The organism is Streptomyces sp. NRRL B-1140, from assembly GCF_001280065.1.
Classification (GTDB): Bacteria; Actinomycetota; Actinomycetes; order Streptomycetales; family Streptomycetaceae; genus Streptomyces.
The window spans coordinates 173,183-194,798 of the sequence record NZ_LGEA01000025.1 but is presented as its reverse complement, the minus strand read 5'-3'; the positions used below and the strand labels follow the sequence as shown (position 1 = coordinate 194,798).

At 71.5% G+C, this 21,616-nt stretch carries 21 protein-coding genes and 1 pseudogene; 10 read left to right on the top strand and 12 right to left on the bottom strand.

The window, feature by feature from the left end; translation table 11 throughout:
- Nucleotides 1-9: 9 nt before the first annotated feature.
- The 4 genes from htpG to ADK65_RS04910 all read right to left on the bottom strand — a co-directional run bounded on the left by htpG (nucleotide 10) and on the right by ADK65_RS04910 (nucleotide 3,986).
- Nucleotides 10-1,908, bottom strand: a complete 1,899-nt coding sequence (gene htpG / locus ADK65_RS04925) for a molecular chaperone HtpG (protein ID WP_053668549.1) — start codon at nucleotides 1,906-1,908, stop codon at nucleotides 10-12.
- An 86-nt stretch (nucleotides 1,909-1,994) separates the two neighbouring features.
- Complete coding sequence (locus ADK65_RS04920) at nucleotides 1,995-2,699, bottom strand: class F sortase (protein ID WP_078955811.1); 705 nt, start codon at nucleotides 2,697-2,699, stop codon at nucleotides 1,995-1,997.
- A gap of 121 nt (nucleotides 2,700-2,820) precedes the next feature.
- Nucleotides 2,821-3,504 (bottom strand): hypothetical protein, encoded by a 684-nt coding sequence (locus ADK65_RS04915; RefSeq protein WP_053668548.1) that lies wholly within the window; start codon nucleotides 3,502-3,504, stop codon nucleotides 2,821-2,823.
- Nucleotides 3,505-3,698: 194 nt separating this feature from the next.
- Nucleotides 3,699-3,986, bottom strand: coding sequence for a DUF3040 domain-containing protein (locus tag ADK65_RS04910; protein ID WP_053668625.1), 288 nt, complete (start codon nucleotides 3,984-3,986; stop codon nucleotides 3,699-3,701).
- Nucleotides 3,987-4,428: 442 nt separating this feature from the next.
- On the opposite strand from ADK65_RS04910, the gene ADK65_RS04905 reads away from it, so the two are divergent.
- Nucleotides 4,429-5,085, top strand: coding sequence for a response regulator (locus ADK65_RS04905; protein ID WP_053668547.1), 657 nt, complete (start codon nucleotides 4,429-4,431; stop codon nucleotides 5,083-5,085).
- A 52-nt stretch (nucleotides 5,086-5,137) separates the two neighbouring features.
- Here the strand turns inward: ADK65_RS04905 and ADK65_RS04900 are convergent, their stop codons facing one another.
- From ADK65_RS04900 to ADK65_RS04890, 3 genes are all read right to left on the bottom strand, one after another.
- A complete protein-coding gene (locus ADK65_RS04900) occupies nucleotides 5,138-6,406 on the bottom strand; it encodes a cation:proton antiporter (RefSeq protein WP_053668546.1) in 1,269 nt (422 codons plus the stop codon).
- A 356-nt stretch (nucleotides 6,407-6,762) separates the two neighbouring features.
- Nucleotides 6,763-8,031, bottom strand: a complete 1,269-nt coding sequence (locus tag ADK65_RS04895; protein ID WP_053668545.1) for an MFS transporter — start codon at nucleotides 8,029-8,031, stop codon at nucleotides 6,763-6,765.
- Between the two features lie 96 nt (nucleotides 8,032-8,127).
- Nucleotides 8,128-8,559: a helix-turn-helix domain-containing protein gene (locus ADK65_RS04890; RefSeq protein ID WP_053668544.1), complete on the bottom strand. Its 432-nt coding sequence runs from the start codon at nucleotides 8,557-8,559 to the stop codon at nucleotides 8,128-8,130.
- 92 nt (nucleotides 8,560-8,651) lie between these two features.
- Here ADK65_RS04890 and ADK65_RS04885 point away from each other — a divergent pair, with 92 nt between their 5' ends.
- Genes ADK65_RS04885 through ADK65_RS04875 form a run of 3 tightly spaced genes read left to right on the top strand, consistent with a single transcriptional unit; the run spans nucleotide 8,652 to nucleotide 11,344 of the window.
- On the top strand, nucleotides 8,652-9,503 hold the full coding sequence (locus ADK65_RS04885; RefSeq protein WP_053668543.1) for a class I SAM-dependent methyltransferase: 852 nt from the start codon (nucleotides 8,652-8,654) through the stop codon (nucleotides 9,501-9,503).
- Nucleotides 9,504-9,554: 51 nt separating this feature from the next.
- Nucleotides 9,555-10,265 (top strand): ThuA domain-containing protein, encoded by a 711-nt coding sequence (locus tag ADK65_RS04880; protein ID WP_053668542.1) that lies wholly within the window; start codon nucleotides 9,555-9,557, stop codon nucleotides 10,263-10,265.
- Nucleotides 10,235-11,344 (top strand): Gfo/Idh/MocA family protein, encoded by a 1,110-nt coding sequence (locus ADK65_RS04875; RefSeq protein WP_053668541.1) that lies wholly within the window; start codon nucleotides 10,235-10,237, stop codon nucleotides 11,342-11,344. The genes ADK65_RS04880 and ADK65_RS04875 overlap by 31 nt, the downstream gene beginning before the upstream one ends.
- 1 nt (nucleotide 11,345) lies before the next feature.
- On the opposite strand, the gene ADK65_RS04870 is transcribed toward ADK65_RS04875, so the two are convergent.
- On the bottom strand, nucleotides 11,346-12,824 hold the full coding sequence (locus tag ADK65_RS04870) for a glutamate-cysteine ligase family protein (protein ID WP_053668540.1): 1,479 nt from the start codon (nucleotides 12,822-12,824) through the stop codon (nucleotides 11,346-11,348).
- Nucleotides 12,825-13,204: 380 nt separating this feature from the next.
- On the opposite strand from ADK65_RS04870, the gene ADK65_RS04865 reads away from it, so the two are divergent.
- Nucleotides 13,205-14,083, top strand: coding sequence for an SDR family oxidoreductase (locus tag ADK65_RS04865; RefSeq protein ID WP_053668539.1), 879 nt, complete (start codon nucleotides 13,205-13,207; stop codon nucleotides 14,081-14,083).
- Nucleotides 14,084-14,148: 65 nt separating this feature from the next.
- Nucleotides 14,149-14,877 carry a maleylpyruvate isomerase family mycothiol-dependent enzyme gene (locus tag ADK65_RS04860; protein WP_053668538.1) on the top strand — a complete coding sequence of 243 codons (729 nt, stop codon included), beginning with the start codon at nucleotides 14,149-14,151 and terminating at the stop codon, nucleotides 14,875-14,877.
- Between the two features lie 91 nt (nucleotides 14,878-14,968).
- Here the strand turns inward: ADK65_RS04860 and ADK65_RS04855 are convergent, their stop codons facing one another.
- A complete protein-coding gene (locus tag ADK65_RS04855; protein WP_053668537.1) occupies nucleotides 14,969-15,364 on the bottom strand; it encodes a MarR family winged helix-turn-helix transcriptional regulator in 396 nt (131 codons plus the stop codon).
- Between the two features lie 86 nt (nucleotides 15,365-15,450).
- Here ADK65_RS04855 and ADK65_RS04850 point away from each other — a divergent pair, with 86 nt between their 5' ends.
- Entirely contained in the window at nucleotides 15,451-16,944 is a 1,494-nt protein-coding gene (locus tag ADK65_RS04850; RefSeq protein ID WP_053668536.1) for an MFS transporter, read from the top strand.
- A gap of 78 nt (nucleotides 16,945-17,022) precedes the next feature.
- Nucleotides 17,023-17,307 carry a DUF6332 family protein gene (locus ADK65_RS04845; RefSeq protein ID WP_053668535.1) on the top strand — a complete coding sequence of 95 codons (285 nt, stop codon included), beginning with the start codon at nucleotides 17,023-17,025 and terminating at the stop codon, nucleotides 17,305-17,307.
- Here the strand turns inward: ADK65_RS04845 and ADK65_RS36750 are convergent.
- Both ADK65_RS36750 and ADK65_RS04840 read right to left on the bottom strand, forming a co-directional pair.
- Nucleotides 17,271-17,396: pseudogene (locus ADK65_RS36750) on the bottom strand (DNA-binding response regulator); the annotation flags it as partial. The gene ADK65_RS04845 and the pseudogene ADK65_RS36750 overlap by 37 nt on opposite strands.
- A gap of 42 nt (nucleotides 17,397-17,438) precedes the next feature.
- Nucleotides 17,439-18,131 (bottom strand): TetR/AcrR family transcriptional regulator, encoded by a 693-nt coding sequence (locus tag ADK65_RS04840; protein WP_053668534.1) that lies wholly within the window; start codon nucleotides 18,129-18,131, stop codon nucleotides 17,439-17,441.
- Between the two features lie 166 nt (nucleotides 18,132-18,297).
- On the opposite strand from ADK65_RS04840, the gene ADK65_RS04835 reads away from it, so the two are divergent.
- Nucleotides 18,298-18,747, top strand: coding sequence for a nitroreductase family deazaflavin-dependent oxidoreductase (locus ADK65_RS04835; protein ID WP_053668533.1), 450 nt, complete (start codon nucleotides 18,298-18,300; stop codon nucleotides 18,745-18,747).
- Between the two features lie 29 nt (nucleotides 18,748-18,776).
- Here the strand turns inward: ADK65_RS04835 and ADK65_RS04830 are convergent, their stop codons facing one another.
- Nucleotides 18,777-20,018, bottom strand: coding sequence for a geranylgeranyl reductase family protein (locus tag ADK65_RS04830; RefSeq protein WP_053668532.1), 1,242 nt, complete (start codon nucleotides 20,016-20,018; stop codon nucleotides 18,777-18,779).
- A gap of 190 nt (nucleotides 20,019-20,208) precedes the next feature.
- On the opposite strand from ADK65_RS04830, the gene ADK65_RS04825 reads away from it, so the two are divergent.
- Nucleotides 20,209-21,564 (top strand): dipeptidase, encoded by a 1,356-nt coding sequence (locus ADK65_RS04825; RefSeq protein ID WP_053668531.1) that lies wholly within the window; start codon nucleotides 20,209-20,211, stop codon nucleotides 21,562-21,564.
- Nucleotides 21,565-21,616 lie beyond the last annotated feature (52 nt).

Genomic DNA, 21,616 nt, shown 5'->3' with positions numbered 1-21,616 from the left:
CGACGCCGGCTACAGGGTCCGCTCCAGGCGGTCCGCGACGAGCCTGACGAAGCGCGCCGGGTCCTTGGGCTGACCGCCTTCGGCGAGCACCGCCAGGGCGTGCAGGAGCTCCGCTGACTCGGCGAGCTCCGCACGGTCCTCGCTCGCCCGGTAGGCCTCGTGGAGGCCCTTCACCAGCGGGTGGCCCGGATTGAGCTCCAGGATCCGCTTGGTGCGCGGCACCTCCTGGCCCATCGCCCGGTACATGTTCTCCAAGGCCGGGGTCAGGTCGTGCGCGTCGGAGACGATGCAGGCCGGGGAGACGGTGAGCCGCGTGGAGAGACGCACCTCCTTGATGTCCTCCTCGAGCCGCTCACGCATCCAGCCGAGCAGCCCGGCGAACTCCTCGGCCTGCTTCTCCCGCTCCTCGCCGGCCTTCTCCGCGTCCTCGGCGTCGAGATCGATCTCGCCCTTGGTGACCGACCGCAGCTTCTTGCCCTCGTACGCGCCGACGGCGTCGACCCAGACCTCGTCGACGGCGTCGGTGAGCAGCAGGACCTCGATGCCCTTGTCCCGGAACGCCTCCATGTGCGGGGAGTTCTCGATGCTCTGCCGGGACTCCCCGGTGATGAACCAGATGTCGTCCTGGCCGTCCTGCATCCGCTCCACGTACTGAGCGAGCGTGGTCGGTTCGTCGTCGGAGTGCGTGGTCGCGAACGAGGAGACGGCGAGGATGGCGTCGCGGTTCTCGGGGTCGGTGACCAGGCCCTCCTTCAGGGCTGTGCCGAACTCCCGCCAGAACGTGCCGTAGCGCTCGGCGTCCTTGGTCTTGATCTCCTTGACCGTGGACAGCACCTTCTTGGTCAGCCGGCGCTGCATCATCCGGATGTGCCGGTCCTGCTGCAGGATCTCGCGGGAGACGTTGAGCGAGAGGTCCTGCGCGTCGACGACGCCCTTGACGAAGCGGAGGTAGGGCGGCAGCAGCGCCTCACAGTCGTCCATGATGAACACGCGCTTCACGTACAGCTGGACGCCGCGCTTGAAGTCCCGCGTGAACAGGTCGTGCGGGGCGTGCGAGGGGACGAAGAGCAGGGCCTGGTACTCGAAGGTGCCCTCGGCCTGGAGCCGGATCGTCTCCAGGGGCTCACGCCAGTCGTGGCTGATGTGCTTGTACAGCTCGTGGTACTCGTCGTCGGACACCTCGTCGCGCGAGCGCGCCCACAGGGCCTTCATCGAGTTGAGCGTCTCGGGCTCGGGCGCGTCCTCGCCGTCCTTCGCCTCCGGCATCATCCGGATCGGCCAGGTGATGAAGTCCGAGTAGCGCTTGACGATCTCCCGGATCGTCCACTCGGAGGTGTAGTCGTGCAGCTGGTTCTCGGGGTCGGCGGGCTTGAGGTGCAGCGTCACGGACGTGCCCTGCGGCGCGTCGTCGACCCGCTGAAGGGTGTATGTGGCCTCGCCGCGCGACGTCCAGCGGGTGCCCTGGCTCTCGCCGGCGCGGCGGGTCACCAGCGTCACCTCGTCGGCCGCCATGAAGCCGGAGTAGAAGCCGACACCGAACTGGCCGATGAGGCCCTCGGCCCCGCCCGCGTCCTTGGCCTCCTTCAGCTCCTGGAGGAACGTGGCCGTCCCCGAATGGGCGATGGTGCCGATGAGCTGCCCGACCTCGTCGTACGACATGCCGATGCCGTTGTCCCGCACCGTGAGGGTGCGGGCCTCCTTGTCGACGTCGAGCTCGATGTGCAGGTCCGACACATCGGCGTCGAGGGAGTCGTCCCGCAGCTTCTCCAGACGCAGCTTGTCGAGCGCGTCGGAGGCGTTGGAGACGAGCTCCCGCAGGAAGACATCCTTGTTCGAGTAGACCGAGTGGATCATCAGCTGGAGCAGCTGACGCGCCTCTACCTGGAACTCAAACGTTTCGGTCGTCATGGTTAGCGAATCCCTCACAGGTCCCACAGTCGCCTGAACTGGTGGTAGTCACTGTAAAACACCAAGTCAGGCCGGGGCCCCGGAAGTCAGACGAGGTGGGCGAAGACGACCAGGTTCTCGGTGTAGTCCCGCGCCTGACGGTCGTAGGAACCCGAGCACGTGATGAGCCGGACCTGGGCTCTCGGGGTGTCGCCGTACACGCGCTTGCTGGGGAACTCGTCCTTCTCGAACGACTCCGTGGCGTCCACGGCGAAGGTCGCCTTGCTGCCGTCGGCCCGTGTGACCTGGAACCGGTCGCCCTTCTTCAGCGCACTCAGCCCGGCGAACACGGCCGGTGAGGTCGCGGTGTCCACGTGCCCGGCGATGATCGCGGTGCCGGCCTCGCCGGGCGTGTGGCCCTTGGCGTACCAGCCGACGAGGTTGGTGTCGTTCGGCGGCGGGGGCTCCAGCTGGCCGAAGTCGTTGAGGGCGAGGTCGGTGAACGGAGCGTCGACCGAGATCTTGGGGATGAGCAGACGGACCGGCCGGGACCGCGGCAGGCGCGGGCCGTCGGAGCGGTCCGGCGCCGTGGACGCGGGCGTGTCGGGCAGGTCGGGGACAGCCGAGGAGGCGGCCACGGCGGGCGGGGCGTGCGGCGGGCCGGCGTCGTCGGACGAGTCACCGCCGCCTCCGAACAGGTGCACGGTCAGCACGAGGGCGGCCACCGACCAGACCACCGTCACGACGGCGCGGAAGCGCCGCTTCGACGGTGCGGGGCCGAGGCCGGAAAGAGCGGGAGGAGGGGCTGCCATCAGGGACCACCTCATTCGGGCACGGCAGCGGGCACGACACGCGGGGAAGGGGGACGAGCCGGGCCGCCGCGACGTGAGAGGCACGTGCGGCGGCCACGGCGGCCATGACGTCAGGCATCGGTCATGCGGCGCCCTGCGTGGCCTTCCGGCGGCGCAGCGCGTACATGCCGGTGCCGGCGACCGCGAGCGCGGCCAGCCCGCCGGCGGTCACACCCGGCGCGGAGGCCAGCCCGCCACCACCGGTGTGCATGCCACCGCGCGGCTTGTCGTGCTTGCCCTCCCAGGAGCCGTTGTCGTGCTTGTCGCCCCAGTCGCCCTTGTCGCCGTAGCCGTCCTCGTCCTGCTTGCCGCCCCAGTCGTCCTCGTCCCGGTATGTGTCGGGGTCGTGCTTGGGGTTGCCCCAGTCGTCCGAGTTCACCGCGGCCAGCGCTCCGCCGCCGGTGTGCATACCGCCGTGCGGCTTGCCGTGCTCGTGGTGCTTGCCCTCCCAGTCGCCCTTCTCGTGGCCGTTCTCCTTGCCGTGCTCCTCGTGCTTGCCCCCTTCGTCGCCCTTGGCGGCGTCGGCGTCCTCGTCGTGCCGGGAGCCGTCCCAGTCGTCGGCGGTCACCGCGGCCAGCGCTCCGCCACCCGTGTGCATGCCGCCGCGCGGCCCGTCGTGCTTACCGTCCTTGTGGTGCTCCTTGCTGTAGGAAGAGGTGGAGTCGTGGTCCCAGTCACCCGTCGCCTCGGCATAGGCGGCGGGTGCGGCGATCGCGAGGGCGGCCGTGGCCGTGGCCGTCGCGAGCAGCATGCGGGCAGAGCGCATCGGTGAGTCCTTCCGTCGCGGACCGGGCAGCTGACGCCTCGCCAGCTCACCAGACCCGGTCTCGACGTGAACCACCGTCAGTCATGCCGGTCCGTCCCACCATCCGGGGCGATCACACGGGTTACGACAACACTCCGACGGCGGCATGTCCCGGCCGTGCACTCCTCGCCCGGGGCTCTCGAGGGACGCTCCCGTCAGCGGCGTCCGAACCCCCGGCGGGTCATACGGGCCGGGTCCGGGTCCGCCAGCTGGGCCGCCATGCCGACGAGGACCAGGCCGCCCGCGATGAGCAGGCCCTCGGCCAGGGCGATGCCGGAGCCCAGGACGGCCACGCCGAGCGCCAGCCCCCACCAGGCCCCGGTCCGCCGGTACTCGCGGGGCCGTGCGGGGCGGCCGGATCTCATGCCCCGGGTGAACCGGGGGTCCTCCCGCTCGAGTCGTGCTTCGAGAGCGACCAGACGGTGGTCTTCGGACTGGGGCACGGCTTCTCCTTCCCGGAACCCGAGCGCTTCGAGGCAGGGCACGGCCGAGGCCATGACAAGTCCTGGGGTGTCGGGCCCTGTGGCGGCGCGGAGGGAGACAGGCCGTCCTCGCGGTGGTCGCGGCTGTCTCACCCGGGCTTCAGCTTCTCCCCCCTCCACCGGCTGCCGCCATCGGGTCCCACCCTCATCCTGCCCGGTGGCCGCCCCCCACGAACGCGGCTCCGCAAGCGGGGTGTTCGGTGTGAGGATGGGTGCTGTCACGGATGGCGGGAGGGGCCGGGCAGCGCACACGCTGGGTGGTGAGGTCGCGAGGAGGCGGCGCGCGGTGCCTTGTTCCGGCGGACCTCCCTGCCGAGGGGACCCGCCGCGATCCGCCGGCGGCTGCCCCACCGTCCTCGTCCCGCCCTCGTCCCGATCCCGATCCCGAGCGGAACGGCCGACCATGAGCGACTCCCCCGCCCGCATCCTGCTCGCCGACGATCACGCCCTGGTGCGGCGCGGTGTCCGGCTCATCCTGGACGCCGAACCCGACCTCAGCGTGGTCGCGGAGGCCGACGACGGAGCCGAGGCCGTCGCCAGGGCCCGGGAGCACCGGCCCGACCTGGCCGTCCTCGACATCGCCATGCCCCGCCTGACGGGGCTCCAGGCCGCCCGGGAGCTGTCCCGGACCTGCCCGGGGACGCGGATCCTGATCCTGACCATGTACGACAACGAGCAGTACCTCTTCGAGGCGCTCGGTGCCGGGGCCTCGGGCTACGTCCTCAAGTCCGTCGCGGACCGTGATCTGGTCGAGGCGTGCCGGGCCACGATGCGGGGCGAGGCGTTCCTGTATCCCGGTGCGGTCGGCGCCCTGATCCGCGACCATCTCGCCCGGGCCCGGGAGGGCGGCGCGGGGCCCTCCCGGGCCCTCACCGACCGTGAGGAGGAGATCCTCAAGCTCGTCGCCGAGGGCCACACGTCGCAGCAGATCGCGGACCTGCTGGTCATCAGCCCCAAGACGGTGGAGCGGCACCGCGCGAACGTGCTGCAGAAGCTGGGCCTGAAGGACCGTCTGGAACTGACCCGCTACGCCGTCCGCGTCGGGCTGATCGAGCCGTGAGCGCGTCCGCGACCGGTCGCCGGCCGGGGCCTGTCGTTCGGATCAGGCCGGCTCAGAGGCCTTGGCGCTCGGCCTCGGCCGGCTGAGGCGCCGGCGGTGTGCCGTCGCCCGCCGGCCCGGCGTCGTACGCCGGGGTCGTGCGGCGGGTCAGGAAGCCCTGTCCCGTCCGGAGCGCGCGGGCGAGCAGATGTGCGCGTCCGGCGGCGATGGGGCCGAGGACCGCGAGGACGAGGACGTATCCCGCGATGAACGGGGCGAGCCGGGCGTCGAGGCCGGCACCGGCGGCCATGGCGGCCAGGATCAGTGCGAACTCGCCGCGGGCCACGAGGGTGGTGGCGATCTCGGCGGCGGGATCGAGGCCGTGGCGGTAGACGCGGGCGACGAGGAGGCCCGCGGCGACGTTCATGACGAGGGTCAGTGCGGCCGCCGCGGTGACGGGGCCGACCACGGAGACGATGTCGCCGGGGTCGATGGAGAGCCCGAAGGCGAAGAAGAAGATGGCAGCGAAGGCGTCGCGCAGCGGATGCACGAGGTCCCGGATGCGCGGGCCGGAGGGGGTGCCGGCCAGGATCAGGCCGACCATGAACGCGCCGATGGCGTCGGCGACTCCGAGGACCTCGGCGACTCCCGCCACCAGGACGGCCGCGCCGAGGAAGCTGATGACGAGCAGTTCGTTGTCGCGGGTCGCGATGAGCCGCCCCACCGGCTTGGTTCCGTATCGGGCCGCCGCGGCCAGCAGCAGGAGGAAGCCGAAGGCCTTGGCGCCCTGCAGGACCATGTCGCCTACGCCCTGGGCGCCGCCGATGACGGGCTGGAGGGCGGCCAGGTACAGCGCGAGGAAGATGTCCTCCACCACGATGACGCCCAGGATGAGGCGCGTCTCCGGGCGGCCGATGCGGCCCAGGTCGATGAGGATCTTGGTGACGATGGCGGACGAGGAGATCCCGAGGACACCGGCGAGGACCAGTGCCTCGCGGACGCCCCAGCCCAGGGCGAAGCCGAACGCCAGCCCCGCGCCGACGTTGAGCAGCAGATATATCCCGCCCGCCGTCAGCAGGCGCCGGCCGCCGCTCTTGAGGTCGTCGAGGTGGAACTCCAGGCCCAGGTAGAAGAGCAGCAGCACCAGTCCGAGCGCGGAGAGCATCTCGAAGTCGTGTGCGTCCTGGACGATCACGAGGCCCGGGGTGTGGGGGCCGAGCAGGATGCCCGCGAGCATGAACAGCGGGATCGTGGGGAGTCCGATTCTGCCGCCGAGGCGGGCGAGGAGGGCGGCGGCCAGGAAGGCTCCGCCCATGGCGAGAAGGCTGTCAGCGTGTCCCACGGCTCACCACCTTCGCGAACGCGCAGGCGGATCGTTTCACCGAGCGGGGATGGATGGAAGCTCCTCCTTCAGAGGGGACGTGACGGGCAGCGTCGTGCGCCTGCGGGCGCGGTCCCGGACCGCGGCCATGATCATCGGCACACAGGCCCGGGTGGTGCTGCCACCCTCACACGGGCACCGGTGACGTCACCATCGGTGCCCGCACCCAGATCGGGGCGGGGACGGCACCCATGCCGGCGAGGACGGCGCCCGTCACACCTGCCAGTGGTCGATGACCGGCAGGCTCGCGGTGGAACGTTCTTCCGCCGGTTCCCGGTGCACACGGGAGAACAGGGCGCCGTCGGGCCACCCGTGTGTCACGACCGCACCGTGCCGGACGCCGCACCGCTGGGCGCCGCCGCCGAGCCGTTGCCGAAGCGGATCCCCTTGGCCTCCTTGCCGAGCGCGCTCAGCAGGATCACCACGGCCAAGGTGGGCACGATGGTCCACGCCATCGCCGAGGGGTATCCGTGGCGCTCGGCGAGGGCCTCCTGGATCGGCAGGTTGAGCGCGGCGACGAGGTTGCCGAGCTGGTAGGTGACGCCCGGATAGAAGCCCCGGACGGCGTCCGGGCTCATCTCGGTCAGATGCGCCGGGATGACGCCCCACGCGCCCTGCACGCACACCTGCATGAGGAAGGACGACAGCATCAGCCAGCCGACGGTGGTGGACAGCACGAAGAACGGCACCACGACCAGCCCCGCGGCCGCCGCGATCATGATCGTCCGGCGGCGGCCCAGCCGCTCGGAGTACGCACCGAGCAGCACTCCGCCGATCATGGCGCCGATGTTGTAGACCACCGCGATCGCGATCGACGTGTCGGCCGACAGGTCGAGGCCCTTCTTCACGAAGGTGGGGTAGATGTCCTGGGTGCCGTGCGACATCCAGTTGAAGGCGGTCATCAGCGCGACCAGGTAGACGAAGCGTCGCAGCACCGCCGGGTTCCTGAACACCTGGTGCGCGGGAGTGCGGTTGAGCGCGACGCTCTTCTCCCACACCTCGCTCTCCTCCACCCTGCTGCGCACCCACAGCGCGACCAGGGCGGGCAGCAGGCTGAACGCGAACAGACCGCGCCAGCCGAAGAGGGGCTCGATGACGAAGAAGGCCACGGCGGCCAGGAGATACCCCAGCGAGTAGCCGCTCTGCAGCAGGCCCGACCAGAACCCGCGCCGTTCGGTGGGGATCTTCTCCATGGCCAGGGCCGCGCCCAGACCCCATTCGCCGCCCATCCCGATGCCGTAGAGCAGGCGCAGTACCAGCAGGACCGTGTAGTCGGGCGCGAAGGCACAGGCGAAGCCGACGATCGAGTAGAAGACGACGTCGACCATGAGGGGAACGCGGCGGCCCCGGCGGTCCGCCCACATACCGAAGAGCAGCGCGCCGACCGGCCGCATCACCAGGGTCGCGGTGGTGAGGAAGGCCATGTCGGTGAGGGAGACGTGGAAGTCGTCGGCGATCTCGCTGTAGACGAGCACGACCAGGAAGTAGTCGAACGCGTCCATCGCCCAGCCGAGATAGGCGGCCACGAAGGCGTTGCGCTGGTCCCTGGTCAGACCCGCTGCCTGGCCCTTCACGGTCTTCAGCACGTCTGCCTCCCGGAGTTCGCAGCCGAGGCTAGGCACGCGGCGCCGGGAATCGGGCAAAGGACGACCCAGGTTTCGGCCAAGAGCACCGACGGCCCGTCAACGGCGTTCGGGGGGCCGCCTTCCCGGCGCCACGACACCGCCGGACGCCGCCGCGTCGATCAGGCCGCGGAAGGTGGGACATTCCAGGTGGCTGGGCGCGGGGCACGCGACGGCATGCCGCAGGGAATCCCGCAGGGCCGTCAGTTCGTGGATCCTTTGGTCCAGTTCCTCGGCTTTGGCCGACAGCACCCGCCGGTCGATCCGCGGCCGCCCGTCCGGCGCGAACATCTGCGCGATCTCGTCGAGCGAGAACCCGGCCGTCCGCCCCAGCGCGATCAGCGCCAGCCGCTCCAGCACCCCGCTGTCGTACTGGCGCCGCAGGCCGCGTCGGCCGGTCGAGGCGATCAGGCCCTTCTCCTCGTAGAACCGCAGTGTCGAGGCGGGCACTCCGGCGCGGTGCGCCACTTCTGCTATGTCCAGGTCTGTCATTGTCTTGACCTCAAGTCGGCTTGAAGTAGAACGCTGTCATCCCGCCCCGGCGAGGGCAAGCGGGATGAAGGCAGAGCAGAGGAGAAAAGACGATGAACGACGCACGCCGGTCCTACGACGAGCACGCCGCCCGCTGGAACGGGCCCGCGGGCCACGCCTGGGTGGACCTCCAGGAGGTGCTGAACGGGATGTTCGGGCCCATCGAGGAGCTGCTCGTCGACGCAGTGGCCGCCGAACACCCGGCGAGCGTGCTCGACGTGGGCTGTGGCACCGGCGCCGTCACCCGGGCCGTCGCACGCCGGGTCGGTCACTGCGTCGGGGTCGACGTCTCCGGCCCGATGATCGAGGCGGCCCGGGCGCAGGCCGAGCGCGAGGGCGTGGCGGCGTCCTTCGTCCAGGCCGACGCTCAGGAGTACGCGTTCGAGCCGGCCGCCTTCGACGCGGTCGTCTCGCGCTTCGGTGTCATGTTCTTCGACGATCCCGTTCGGGCCTTCGCCAATCTCCGCAGCACGACGAGGGACGGGGCCGGGCTGCGGTGCGCCGTGTGGCGGGGCGCCGAGGAGAACCCGTTCATGACGACGGCGGAACGCGCCGCGGCCCCGTTCCTGCCGGAGCTTCCCGTCCGGCGCGCCGACGAGCCGGGCCAGTTCGCGTTCGCGGATCCGGAGCGGGTCAGGCGCATCCTGGCGGAGAGCGGGTGGGCCGGGATCGACATCCGGCCGGTGGACGTGCTCTGCACTCTGCCCGAGAAGGACCTCGTCACGTACTTCAGCCGGCTCGGCCCGCTCGGCACGGTCCTGCCCGGGGCCGACGAGCGGACCCGGGCGGAGATCGTCGAGGTGGTCCGCCCCGCCTTCGACCCCTTCGTTCAGGGCGCGGACGTCCGCTACACCGCGGCCTGCTGGATGGTGTCGGCGCGGGCCGCCGACGCGAAACTTTCGTGAGGTCCGGCCCCCTTCTCCGAACGCGGGCCACCGGCGCATAGTGAGATCACGATGACGCAGAAGAGAGCGCTGGTGGTCCGAGGCGGCTGGGAAGGTCATCAGCCGGTCGAGACCACGGAACTGTTCCTGCCCTTCCTCCACGGCAACGGGTACGCCGTCCGGGTCGAGGAGTCGACCGGGATCTACGCGGACGACGCCGAGATGGCCGCCACCGACCTTGTCGTGCAGTGCGTGACGATGTCGGAGATCACGCGCGCGGAGCTGGCGGGCCTGAGCTCCGCGGTGGTGGCGGGCACGGGTTTCACCGGCTGGCACGGCGGCATCGCCGACTCCTTCCGCGCCTCCTCGGACTATCTGCACCTGGTCGGCGGCCAGTTCGCCACGCACCCCGGCAAGGAGCCGTGCGAGCGGCGGGGCGAGGCGGCGGACAACTTCCTGCCCCACAGCATCACCCTCACCGAGGCCGGCCGCGCGCACCCGATCACCGCCGGCATCGAGGACTTCACGCTGGACACCGAGCAGTACTGGGTGCTCCACGACGATCTCATCGACGTCCTGGCCACCACCACGCATCCCACCCGGCCGTGGCAGCCGTGGCACCGGCCGGTCACTTCCCCGGCGGTGTGGACCCGCCGGTGGGGTGCCGGGCGGATCGTGGTGACGACGCCCGGGCACAGCGTCGACGTGCTGGAGAACCCCAACGTCCGCACCATCGTCGAGAGGGGCATGCTGTGGGCGACGCGCACCGCGTCGGGGTCGTAGGGCTCGGCGTCATCTCCCGCGCGTACCTGGACACGCTCGCCGGCCATCCCGCGGTGCGGATCACCGCGGTCGCCGACCTCGACGCCTCCCGGTCGGCCGCGGCCGCCGCCGAACTGCCCGGCGCCCGGGCCCTGACGGTCGAGGAGCTGCTGAGCAGCCCGGACGTCGACACGGTGCTCAATCTGACCACACCGGCGGCGCACGCCGGGATAGCTCTCGGAGCGATCCGGCACGGCAAGCACGTGTACGGGGAGAAGCCGCTGGCCGCGGGTCTGGAGGACGGCCGGGCCGTCCTGGAGGCCGCCGCGAAGGCGGGCAGCGGGGTGGGCTGCGCCCCGGACACCGTGCTGGGCACGGGAGTTCAGACCGCGCGGGCGGCCGTGGAGGCCGGGGCCATCGGACGCCCCCAGTTCGCCTCGGCCGTGATGGTGACGCCGGGCCACGAACGCTGGCATCCTCACCCGGACTTCTACTACACGGCCGGCGGTGGCCCTCTGCTGGACATGGGGCCGTACTACCTGTCGTCCCTGGTCCATCTGCTGGGGCCGGTGCGTGCCGTGACGGGGGCGGCCGGGCGGCTGCGGGCCGAGCGCGTCATAGGGTCCGGTCCGCGCGCCGGTGAGCGCATACCGGTCGAGGTGGACAGCCATGTCTCGGGGGTGCTGGAGCACGTGAACGGGACGCTGACCACGCTCACGACGAGCTTCGACGGCGTGGCCACCACGGCCGCGCCGATCGAGGTCCACGGCGAGAGCGGCACGCTCTCGGTCCCCGACCCGAACCGTTTCGACGGGGAGGTCCGTCTCCACGCGCTCGGCGACACCCGCTGGCGCACCCTTCCTGCGTCGGCGGGTTACGCGGACGGTGCCCGCGGTGTGGGCCTGCTCGACTTCCTCACGGCCGACGGTGAGCGGGCGCCGCGCGCGAACGGCCAACTCGCCCTGCACGTACTGGAGACGATGACGGCGCTGCTGCGGTCGGCGGCAGAGGGGCGCCGGATCGAGCTGACGACATCGGCGGAGGTGCCCGCGGCCGTTCCCCTGACGACCGCGGCGCAGTGGCACGGCCGGCAGGAGTGAGTCAGTCCACGGGCCACGTGTGCGCGGGCGCGTTCATGTGCATGTAGTCCATGTACGTCCTGGTCATCTGCCGCAGTGCCTCCCGCCGGTCGGAGATGCCGGCCTTCTCCAGGTGGTGCACCGTCTCCGCCTGCCACGAGGCGCCGTTGCGGCCGGTGACGCACCGCTGCTCGATGATGCCCAGCAGGGGCTCGCGCCACGCGGCGTCCATGCCGGTCAGCTCGAGGCCCCGGTGGGCCAGCGGCAGCAGACGCCGCAACACCAGTTCCGTGACGGGCACTTCGCCCACGCCGGGCCAGTACAGACGGGCGTCGATGCCGTCGCGGGCAGCGGTGTGCAGGTTCTCCTCGGCGACCTGGAAGGACATCCGCGACCACACCGGCCGGTCCTCGTCGACCAGGGCGCGGGTCAGGCCGTAGTAGAAGGCGCCGTTGGCGATGATGTCGGCCACGGTGGGGCCGGCCGGCAGGACCCGGTTCTCGATGCGCAGATGGGGGCCGCTCTCGGTCACGGCGTAGATGGGGCGGTTCCAGCGGTAGATCGTGCCGTTGTGCAGGGTCAGTTCGCCCAGCTGGGGAACACCACCGCTGTCCAGTTCCTTCTGCGGGTCCGCGTCCTCGCACAGCGGCAGCAGGGCGGGGAAGTAGCGCACGTTCTCCTCGAAGAGGTCGAAGACGCTGGTGATCCAGCGCTCCCCGAACCACACCCGGGGCCGTACGCCCTGGGCCTTGATCTCCTCGGGGCGGGTGTCCGTGGCCTGTTCGAACAGGGGGATGCGGGTCTCGCGCCACAGCTCCTTGCCGAACAGGAAGGGCGAGTTCGCCGCGAGGGCGATCTGCACGCCCGCGATGGCCTGGGCCGCGTTCCAGTAGTGCGGGAACTCCCTCGGGTCGACCTGGAGGTGGAACTGGGTGCTGGTGCAGGCCGCCTCGGGAGTGATGGTGTCGGCGTAGGTCGACAGGCGCTCCACTCCGTCGACCTTGATCCGCAGGTCCTCGCCGCGGGCCGCGAAGATCTGCTCGTTGAGGAGGCGGTACCGGGGGTCGCCGGAGAGCGCGGACTCGCTGACGTCCGACTCGCCGAGGGTGGGCAGGATGCCGACCATGATCAGGTGCGCGCCCACCGCGGCGGCGCGGTCCTCGGCGTGGTTGAGGGCGTCCCGGATCGCCTGCTCCCAGGAGCCCGGGCCGCCGGTCGTCAGCAGCCGGGGCGGGATGTTGATCTCCAGGTTGAAGCGGCCCAGTTCGCTCGACCAGGCGGGATCGGCGATCGCCTGGAGCACGTCGGTGTTGCGCATCGCGGGCAGTCCGGCGTCGTCCACGAGGTTGAGCTCGATCTCCAGCCCGACCTGAGGACGCTCGCTCTCGAAGCCGGACTCGCTGAGCATCCGGGCGAGCACCTCGAGGTCGGTGTGCATCTTCTCGCGGTACCGACGGCGGTCCTCCCGGGTGAACACCAGGGCCGGCACGTCACGTCCCATGTGCCCTCCTGCGCTCCTTCGGCGGATACGTCCGCTCCTCGGTGGACGGGTCTCGTCCCAGAGTCGCACCTTGTCCTCGACCCCGCACCCACCTGGCCTGATTTTGTGCCGCAAAGGAACAAACCCCGGACGCTCAAGGACGTGCCGGGCAACAGCAGCTCCCCGACCCGGCTCCGGATCGCCCTCACCGTCTTCTTCCAGCGTGGCGGTCCTGGCCGCGGTGGCGGCGGTCGTGGGTGCGCTGGTGGAGGCGGCGGCCCGGCGGACGGAAACGGGCTGAAGCACGGGGAGCCGCGCAGGGGTACGCCGGTGATCCTGGGTACTCGTGGCCACGCCCGTTGTGATCACCGGGCCGTACCCGAGGACGAGGAGGCAGACCCGTGACCGCACAGCAGGACCCCCAGGAGCAGCACCCGACGCCGGAGTTTCCCTCCCAGGACCAGCCGCACCCCGGCTGGACGGGCCCGATGGACCCGCCCCCGGACCATGGCGAGGAGTCCTACCGGGGCAGCGGCAGGCTGGAGGGCCGCAAGGCCGTGATCACCGGCGGGGACTCCGGGATCGGCCGTGCGGTCGCCCTGGCGTTCGCCCGCGAGGGTGCCGACGTCCTGTTCACCCATCTGGATGACGAGAAGGACGACGCCGCCGAGACCGCCCGGCTCGTCGAGGAGGCCGGCCGGCGTGCCGTGCCCGTCGCGTGCGACGTCCGGGAGGAGGAGAACTGCCGGGCGCTGATCGAGCGGGCCGTGGACGAGTTCGGCCGGATCGACGTGCTCGTGAACAACGCGGCGTACCAGATGTCCCAGCCGGACGGCATCGAGGCGATCACCACCGAGCAGTTCGACCGGGTGCTGCGCACCAACCTGTACGGCATGTTCTGGCTGTGCAAGCTGGCCCTGCCGCACATCCCGAAGGGCGGCAGCATCATCAACTCCACGTCCGTGCAGGCGTACAAGCCCAGTCCGCACCTGCTGGACTACGCCACCACGAAGGGCGCGATCGTCACCTTCACGCAGGGGCTGGCGCAGATGCTGATCGAGAAGGGCATCCGCGTCAACGCGGTGGCGCCGGGTCCGGTCTGGACGCCGCTGATTCCGGCGACCCTGCCGGACACGCAGACGTTCGGCAAGCAGGCCCCGATCGGCCGGCCCGCACAGCCCGCCGAGATGGCTCCGGCGTACGTCTTCCTCGCCTCGCAGGAGGCGTCGTACATCACCGCCGAGATCGTCAACGCGACGGGCGGTACGCCACTGCCGTAGGCACCGCGGCCGGCCTCCGGAAATCCCCGGGCCTCGAGAGCGCTTCATGCGGCAGACTCGTCGCCATGGAGACCGCCGAGTTCCTTCGAGTACTGGAGACGGAAGGCCGGCTGCTGGCCGCGGCCGCCGAGGAGGCCGGGACCGACGCGAAGGTGCCGACCTGTCCCGAGTGGCAGGTGCGCGACCTGCTGCGGCACACGGGCGCCGTGCACCGCTGGGCCGCCGCCTTCGTCGCCGAGCGGCTCACCGAGCGGCGCCCGCTGGTCGAACCCGCCGACCTCGACGGCGCGGAGCTCGTGGCCTGGTACCGCGCCGGCCACCGGGACCTCGTCGGCACGCTGGCCGCAGCCTCGCCGGACGTGGAGTGCTTCGCCTTCCTGCCCGCACCGTCCCCGCTGGCCTTCTGGGCCAGGCGGCAGGCGCACGAGACGGCGGTGCACCGGGTCGACGCGGAGTCGGCGCGCGGCGGGGTCCCGGCCACCGTCGCCCCGGAGTTCGCGACCGACGGTATCGACGAACTGCTGTGCGGCTTCCACGCCCGCTCCCGGAGCCGGGTACGCACCCCGCAGCCGCGCGTCCTGCGGATCCGCACGGAGGACACCGGCGCGGTGTGGACGCTCCGGCTGTCGCCGGAGCCGCCGGTGACGACACGGGACGCGTCCGGGGAGGCCGAGTGCGAACTGTCCGGGCCCGCCGAGCAGTTGTACCTGGCGCTGTGGAACCGGGCGCCCCTCCCGGCCGCAACGGGTGACCAATCGCTCGCCGCCCTGTGGCGGGAGACGTCGGCGATCTGACCGACCCCCGCCAGGCGACCGGCCGACGGCGAGGCTGACGACCGATCGTCGCTCGGCCGACGGAGATGCGAGCGGGCACGCCGCCGGGCGATCAGTCGCCGGCGAGCATCCTCGCCAGCACCGCGCGCTGCACGGGAAGCACCTCTTCGTGCAACGCGCGCCCCTTCGCGGTGAGGCAGACCTTCACGCCGCGCCGGTCCTCGGAACACATGCCGCGCTCGACGAGCCCCTCCTTCTCGAGCCGGGCGATCAGCCGCGACAGCGCGCTCTGGCTCAGATGAACCCGCTCGGAGATCTCCTGCACGCGGTAGGACGGCGTGCCCTTCGGCGTCCGGCACCCGGCGAGGACGTCCAGCACCTCGAAGTCACTGGCGCACAGGCCGTGGCCGTGCAGCGCGCGGTCGAGTTCACACTGTGTCCGCGCGTGCAGCGCCAGGATGTCGCGCCACCGTGCCACGAGGGCCTGCTCGGCCTGCTGAGCCGTCATGCGCCGCACCGTAACAGAGAACCGAGATTGTTGCACCTGAATTAAATGCATTTGCATCTCATGCATACGCATGTAGTCTCAGCGGCATGACCTCTCCGCTCATCTCCCCCACGTCCGAAGGGCGTTGGACGCCGCGACTGTGGGGCACCCTGCTCGTGCTCTGCGCCGCGATGTTCCTGGACGCGCTGGACGTGTCCATGGTCGGCGTCGCCCTGCCGTCCATCGGCGCCGACCTCGGCCTGTCGACCTCGGCACTGCAGTGGATCGTCAGCGGCTACATCCTGGGCTACGGCGGCCTGCTGCTCCTCGGCGGACGCGCCGCCGACCTACTGGGGCGGCGGCAGGTCTTCCTGGTGGCGCTGGGCGTCTTCGCACTCGCCTCGCTGCTCGGCGGTCTCGTCGACTCGGGGCCACTGCTGATCGCCAGCCGCTTCGTCAAGGGCCTGAGCGCGGCCTTCACCGCCCCCGCCGGCCTGTCGATCATCACCACGACGTTCCCCGAGGGGCCGCTGCGCAACCGCGCCCTCGCCATCTACACCACCTGCGGCGCCACCGGCTATTCCATGGGCCTGGTCTTCTCCGGCCTGCTCACGGAGGCCAGTTGGCGTCTCACCATGCTCCTGCCCGCCCCGATCGCGCTGATCGCCCTGTTCGTGGGCCTGAAGCTGCTGCCGCGCAGTGCGCGCGAGCGCGGCCGGGGCGGCTACGACATCCCGGGCGCCGTGCTGGGCACCGCCTCGATGCTGCTGCTCGTCTTCACCGTCGTCGAGGCGCCCGAGGCAGGCTGGGCCTCGGCCCGGACCGTCCTGTCCTTCGCCGCCGTGGCCGTACTCCTGGCGGCCTTCATCGCCGTCGAGCGGCGCAGCCCCAGTCCTCTGATCCGGCTCGGCGTGCTGCGCTCCGGGCCTCAGGTGCGGGCCCAGCTGGGTGCGCTGACGTTCGTCGGAAGCTACATCGGCTTCCAGTTCTTGGTGACCCTGTACATGCAGCAGCTGCTCGGCTGGTCCGCGCTGCACACGGCCCTTGCCTTCCTTCCGGCGGGCGCTCTGGTGGCGCTCTCCGCGACGAAGGTCGGATCCGTCATCGACCGGTTCGGCACGGCCCGGCTGATGGTGCTGGGCTTCGCCCTGATGGTCACCGGGTACGTGCTCTTCCTGCGCATCGACCTCGACCCGGCCTACGCGGCGGTGATCCTGCCGACGATGGTGCTGGTCGGCTCCGGTTTCGCGCTGACCTTCCCCTCCCTCAACGTCCAGGCCACCAACGGCGTCGGCGAACACGAGCAGGGCATGGTCTCCGGGCTGCTCAACACATCGGTCCAGGTCGGTGGCGCCATCTTCCTCGCCGTGGTGACGGCGGTGGTGACCGCGAACGCCCCCGGGGGCGCCCACCCCTCCCCGCAGGCCGTCCTCGACAGTTACCGGCCCGGCCTGCTGGTCGTGACGCTCGTCGCCCTCGCCGGACTGCTGATCACCCTCACGGGTCTGCGTCCTCGCCGGGGCCGGCCGTCCGCCGGGCCGTCCGTCGTCGTCGCCAAGTCCATCCCCGAGGAGGCGGAGCGCGTCGCCGTACGCGACTAGCGCGACCGGGGGGCGCCTCCGACCGTGCGCCCGGCGGGCCGCCTTGCCCGCCGGGCGCACCCCTGTTTGACTCGCGGCATGACCAGTCACGGGGGACGGCGCAGTCAGGCCGAACGGGATGCCATCACCGTCGAGATCGGGTACGCGCTGTGCAGTGCGGCCTTCGCGGCGGCGGTGGTCTTCGGGGCCGTGGCCGGGCCCGCGGTGGTCTTCGACCTGCCCGAGACGGCGGAGCGCTTGCTGGTGCGGGCCGCTCTGGTGCTCGCGCCGGTGCTCTTCGCGGCCCGGGTCGTCAGCGTGCTGCTCCGGTTCCGCAAATCCGACGAGCCCAGCCGGCCCGGTCGCACCAGCCCCGACTCGTAGGCGCGCACCACCAGTTGGGCCCGGTCGCGAGCGCCGGGCTTCACCATCGTCCGGCTGACGTGGGCCTTCGCGGCGAGCGGGCTGACGACTGCGTACTCCCGGGAAGTACGCCCGTCCGCCGGACCGGTGGCCTATACGGACCCGGGCACCAGCCCCACCCCCCTGGCCAGTTGCTCCGCCGCGTGCCGGAAGAACGTCTCGCGGTTCTCCACCACCCGGTTGAACTGGCCGAACAATTCGAAGCCGACCAGCCCGTAGAGCTGGGCCCAGGCCGCGACGAGTGCGGTCACGACCTCCGGGGGGAGATCCGGGGCGAGGTCGGCGGTCATCCGCTCGGCATCCGGCCGGAGGTCGGCCGGCAGGGAGGTGGGGGCGAGGCCCGGACCGTGGTGGGCGTCGCGCGTGATGGCGATGAACAGGAGGCCGACGCGGGCGGCGGCCGGGACGGTGACCTCGGGGGCCGTATACCCGGGCACGGGCGATCCGTAGATCAGCGCGTACTCGTGCGGATGGTCCAGCGCCCAGCGTCGCACCGCCCGGCAGACGGCGATCCAGCGCTCGAAGGGGCCGGCCGCCGCCTCGTCGGCGGCCTCGGCGCTCTCGCCGAGAGAGTCGTAGGCGTCGATGATGAGTGCGGTGAGCAGGTCGTCACGGCTGGGGAAGTACCGGTACAGCGCGGAGGAGACCATGCCCAGTTCACGGGCGACGGCCCGCAGGGAGAGCCGGGCGGCGCCCTCCGCCGCGAGTTGTCTGCGAGCCTCGTCCTTGATGGCCGCGGTCACTTCGATCCTGGCCCGGGCACGGGCGCCGTGTGCGGTGCTCATGGCGGCAGTCTCCCACGAGCCAGATCACCGCACACATATGAGAGCGGCGCATCAAAACGAGAGCAATGCTCTTGCTCCCCCGTGCCGGTCTCGTGCAGACTGACAGCAGAGCGAGAGCAGTGCTCACAAGAGGGAGCACCGCTTCGCCACCACCCGAGGGGGCCCGATGTCCACGCACGTCCAGAAGCCCGGCTGGTTCACCGTCAACGTCCTCAATCGCTCCGTGGCCTGGCTGACCCGCCGCGGCATCAGCGTCTGGGGCTCCCGGCTCCTCGCCGTCCGCGGCCGCAAGAGCGGTCAGTGGCGCACCACCCCGGTCAACCTGCTGACCCTGGGCGGCAAGCAGTATCTGGTCGCCCCCCGCGGACATGTGCAGTGGACGCACAACATGCGCGCCGCGGGCGGCGGTGAACTGCACCTCGGCAAGCACGTGGACACCTTCACCGCGGCCGAGGTGGGCGACGACGACAAGACCCCGATCCTGCGCGCCTACCTCCAGCGCTGGAAGGCGGAGGTAGGGGTCTTCTTCAACGGCGTCGGGCCCGACTCCTCGGACGACCAGCTGCGCCGCATCGCACCGGACCACCCGGTCTTCGAGATCACCGTGAAAGGCTGATCACCGCGTGCGGGCCGCGGGCGGTCCGATCACTCCGCCGGGGTGGCCTCGCCGCTCGCTGCGGGACGCCGGTCCAGCGCGGTCAGGGCCCGCTGGGCCACCGGGTAGGTGCGGACGATCTCGCCCAGCGACGTCCTGCCCTGCGTGATCTCCTTGAACGCCCTCCACGCCGGCCGGAAGCCCGTCAGCGCCGCGTGGAACAACCCGGGACGGCGCTCGAACACCGTCAGCAGCCGCCTGCCGACGCTCATCTCCACCCCGAGGCCCGCCTTGATCGCGAACGCGTAGTTGAGGGCCTGCCGGCGCGTGTCCACGGCGTCGTGGGCCTCGGCGATCCGCACCGCCCACTCCCCCGCGAGACGGCCGGAGCGCAGCGCGAAGGAGATGCCCTCCCGGGTCCACGGCTCCAGCAGCCCCGCCGCGTCACCGCACACCAGCACCCGCCCGCGCGAGAGCGGCGAGTCGTCGGCGCGGCAGCGGGTCAGGTGCCCCGAGGAGAGGCCCGGTTCGAACCCCGCGAGACCCAGCCGGCCGATGAACTCCTCCAAGTACCGCTTGGTCGCGGCGCCTTCGCCCCGGGCCGAGATGACCCCGACCGTCAGGGTGTCGCCCTTGGGGAACACCCAGCCGTAACTGCCGGGCATGGGGCCCCAGTCGATGAGAACCCGGCCCTTCCAGTCCTCCGCGACGGTGTCCGGCACCGGGATCTCCGCCTCCAGGCCGAGATCGACCTGGTCGAGTTTGACCCCGACGTGCGCCCCTATCCGGCTGGCGCTGCCGTCCGCCCCGACGACGGCCCGTGCGAGCACGACCTCGCCGCCCTGCAGGACTACGGCGACCATGCGCCGGTCCGGCACCGTCGAGCCGTGCTGCTCGACCCGCTGGACGGTGACGCCCGTGCGCAGCTCGGCGCCCGCCTTCTGTGCGTGCTCGACCAGCTGCTGGTCGAACTCGGGCCGGTTGATCAGCCCGAAGAGCATCTGCTTGGAGCGGCGCGTGCGCGTGAAGCGGCCGTTGCTGGAGAACGTCACGGCGTGCACCCGGTCCCTGAGCGGCAGCTCGAAGCCGGGCGGCAGGGCGTCGCGCGAGGGGCCGATGATGCCCCCGCCGCACGTCTTGTACCGCGGCAGCTCCGCCTTCTCCAGCAACAGCACGCGTCTGCCGGCCACCGCCGCCGCGTACGCGGCCGAAGCGCCCGCGGGTCCCGCGCCCACCACGACGACGTCCCACACCTGCCGCACGTCGTCCGCCGAAGAGTTCTCGCTGCTCACGATGGTCTGTTGCTCCCGATCAAAGCCGCCTGCCGCTGTCTCCCGCATCCTACGGCGGCGGTCACCGCAGGCCGCTGTGGGAGGATCGGCAGCGTGGGTGGCCCTTACACAGGGACGCGCCCGCACCACACGATCATGCGTACCGAGAGGTACGCATCCTTACAACGTCGCACCCACGAGGAGCGTGCCCATGTCGTCGAATCCGGTCGCCGAGACCGTCGCCTCGCTGATGCCCAGGGCGAAGCAGGAGCTCACCGAACTGGTGGCCTTCCGGTCGGTGGCGGACTTCGACCAGTTCCCCAGGAGCGAGAGCGAGGGCGCCGCCCGCTGGGTCGCCGACGCTCTCGCCGCCGAGGGCTTCGAGGACGTGGCCCTGCTCGACACCCCCGACGGCACGCAGTCGGTCTACGGCTACCTGCCCGGCCCCGAGGGCGCGAAGACCGTCCTGCTCTACGCCCACTACGACGTACAGCCTCCGCTGGACGAGGCCGCCTGGACGACGCCGCCCTTCGAACTGACCGAGCGGGACGGTCGCTGGTACGGGCGCGGAGCCGCCGACTGCAAGGGCGGCTTGGTCATGCACCTCCTGGCGCTGCGCGCACTGAGGGCGAACGGCGGTGTGCCGGTGCATGTGAAGGTGATCGCCGAGGGCTCGGAGGAGATGGGCACCGGCGGTCTGGAGCGGTACGCCGAGGAGCACCCCGGGCTGCTGGAGGCGGACACCATCGTCATCGGCGACACGGGCAACTTCCGCGTCGGCCTGCCGACCGTCACCTCCACCCTGCGCGGCATGACGATGGTGCGCGTCCAGGTCGACACCCTCGCGGGCAATCTGCACTCGGGCCAGTTCGGCGGTGCCGCACCCGACGCGCTGGCCGCGCTGATCCGCGTGCTGGACTCGCTGCGCGCCGAGGACGGCTCGACGACCGTCGAGGGGCTCTCCGCCGACGCGGGCTGGGACGGACTGCAGTACGACGAGGAGCAGTTCCGGCAGGACGCCAAGGTGCTGGACGGTGTCGGGTTGATCGGGTCCGGGACGGTCGCGGACCGCATCTGGGCGCGCCCCGCCGTCACGGTCCTCGGCATCGACTGCCCGCCCGTGGTCGGCGCCACCCCGTCCGTGCAGGCCGGTGCCCGCGCGCTGATCAGCCTGCGCGTGCCGCCGGGCGTGGACGCGGGCGAGGCGACCAAGCTGCTCCAGGCGCACCTGGAAGCGCACACGCCGTGGGGTGCGCGGGTGAGCACCGAGCAGATCGGCCAGGGCCAGCCCTTCCGGGCGGACACCACCAGCCCGGCGTACCAGGCCATGGCGGCCGCGATGGCGGTGGCCTACCCGGGTCAGGAGATGCAGTACGCGGGGCAGGGCGGCTCCATCCCGCTGTGCAACACGCTGGCCGCGCTGTACCCGCGTGCGGAGATCCTCCTCATCGGGCTGAGCGAGCCGGAGGCGCAGATCCATGCGGTGAACGAGAGCGTGTCCCCCGAGGAACTGGAGCGGCTGTCGGTGGCGGAGGCGCTGTTCCTGCGCAACTACGCCGCGAGCTGACCGCGCTCTGCCCTCGGCAGAAGGCCCTCGTCCGCGGACGGGGGCCTTTCCT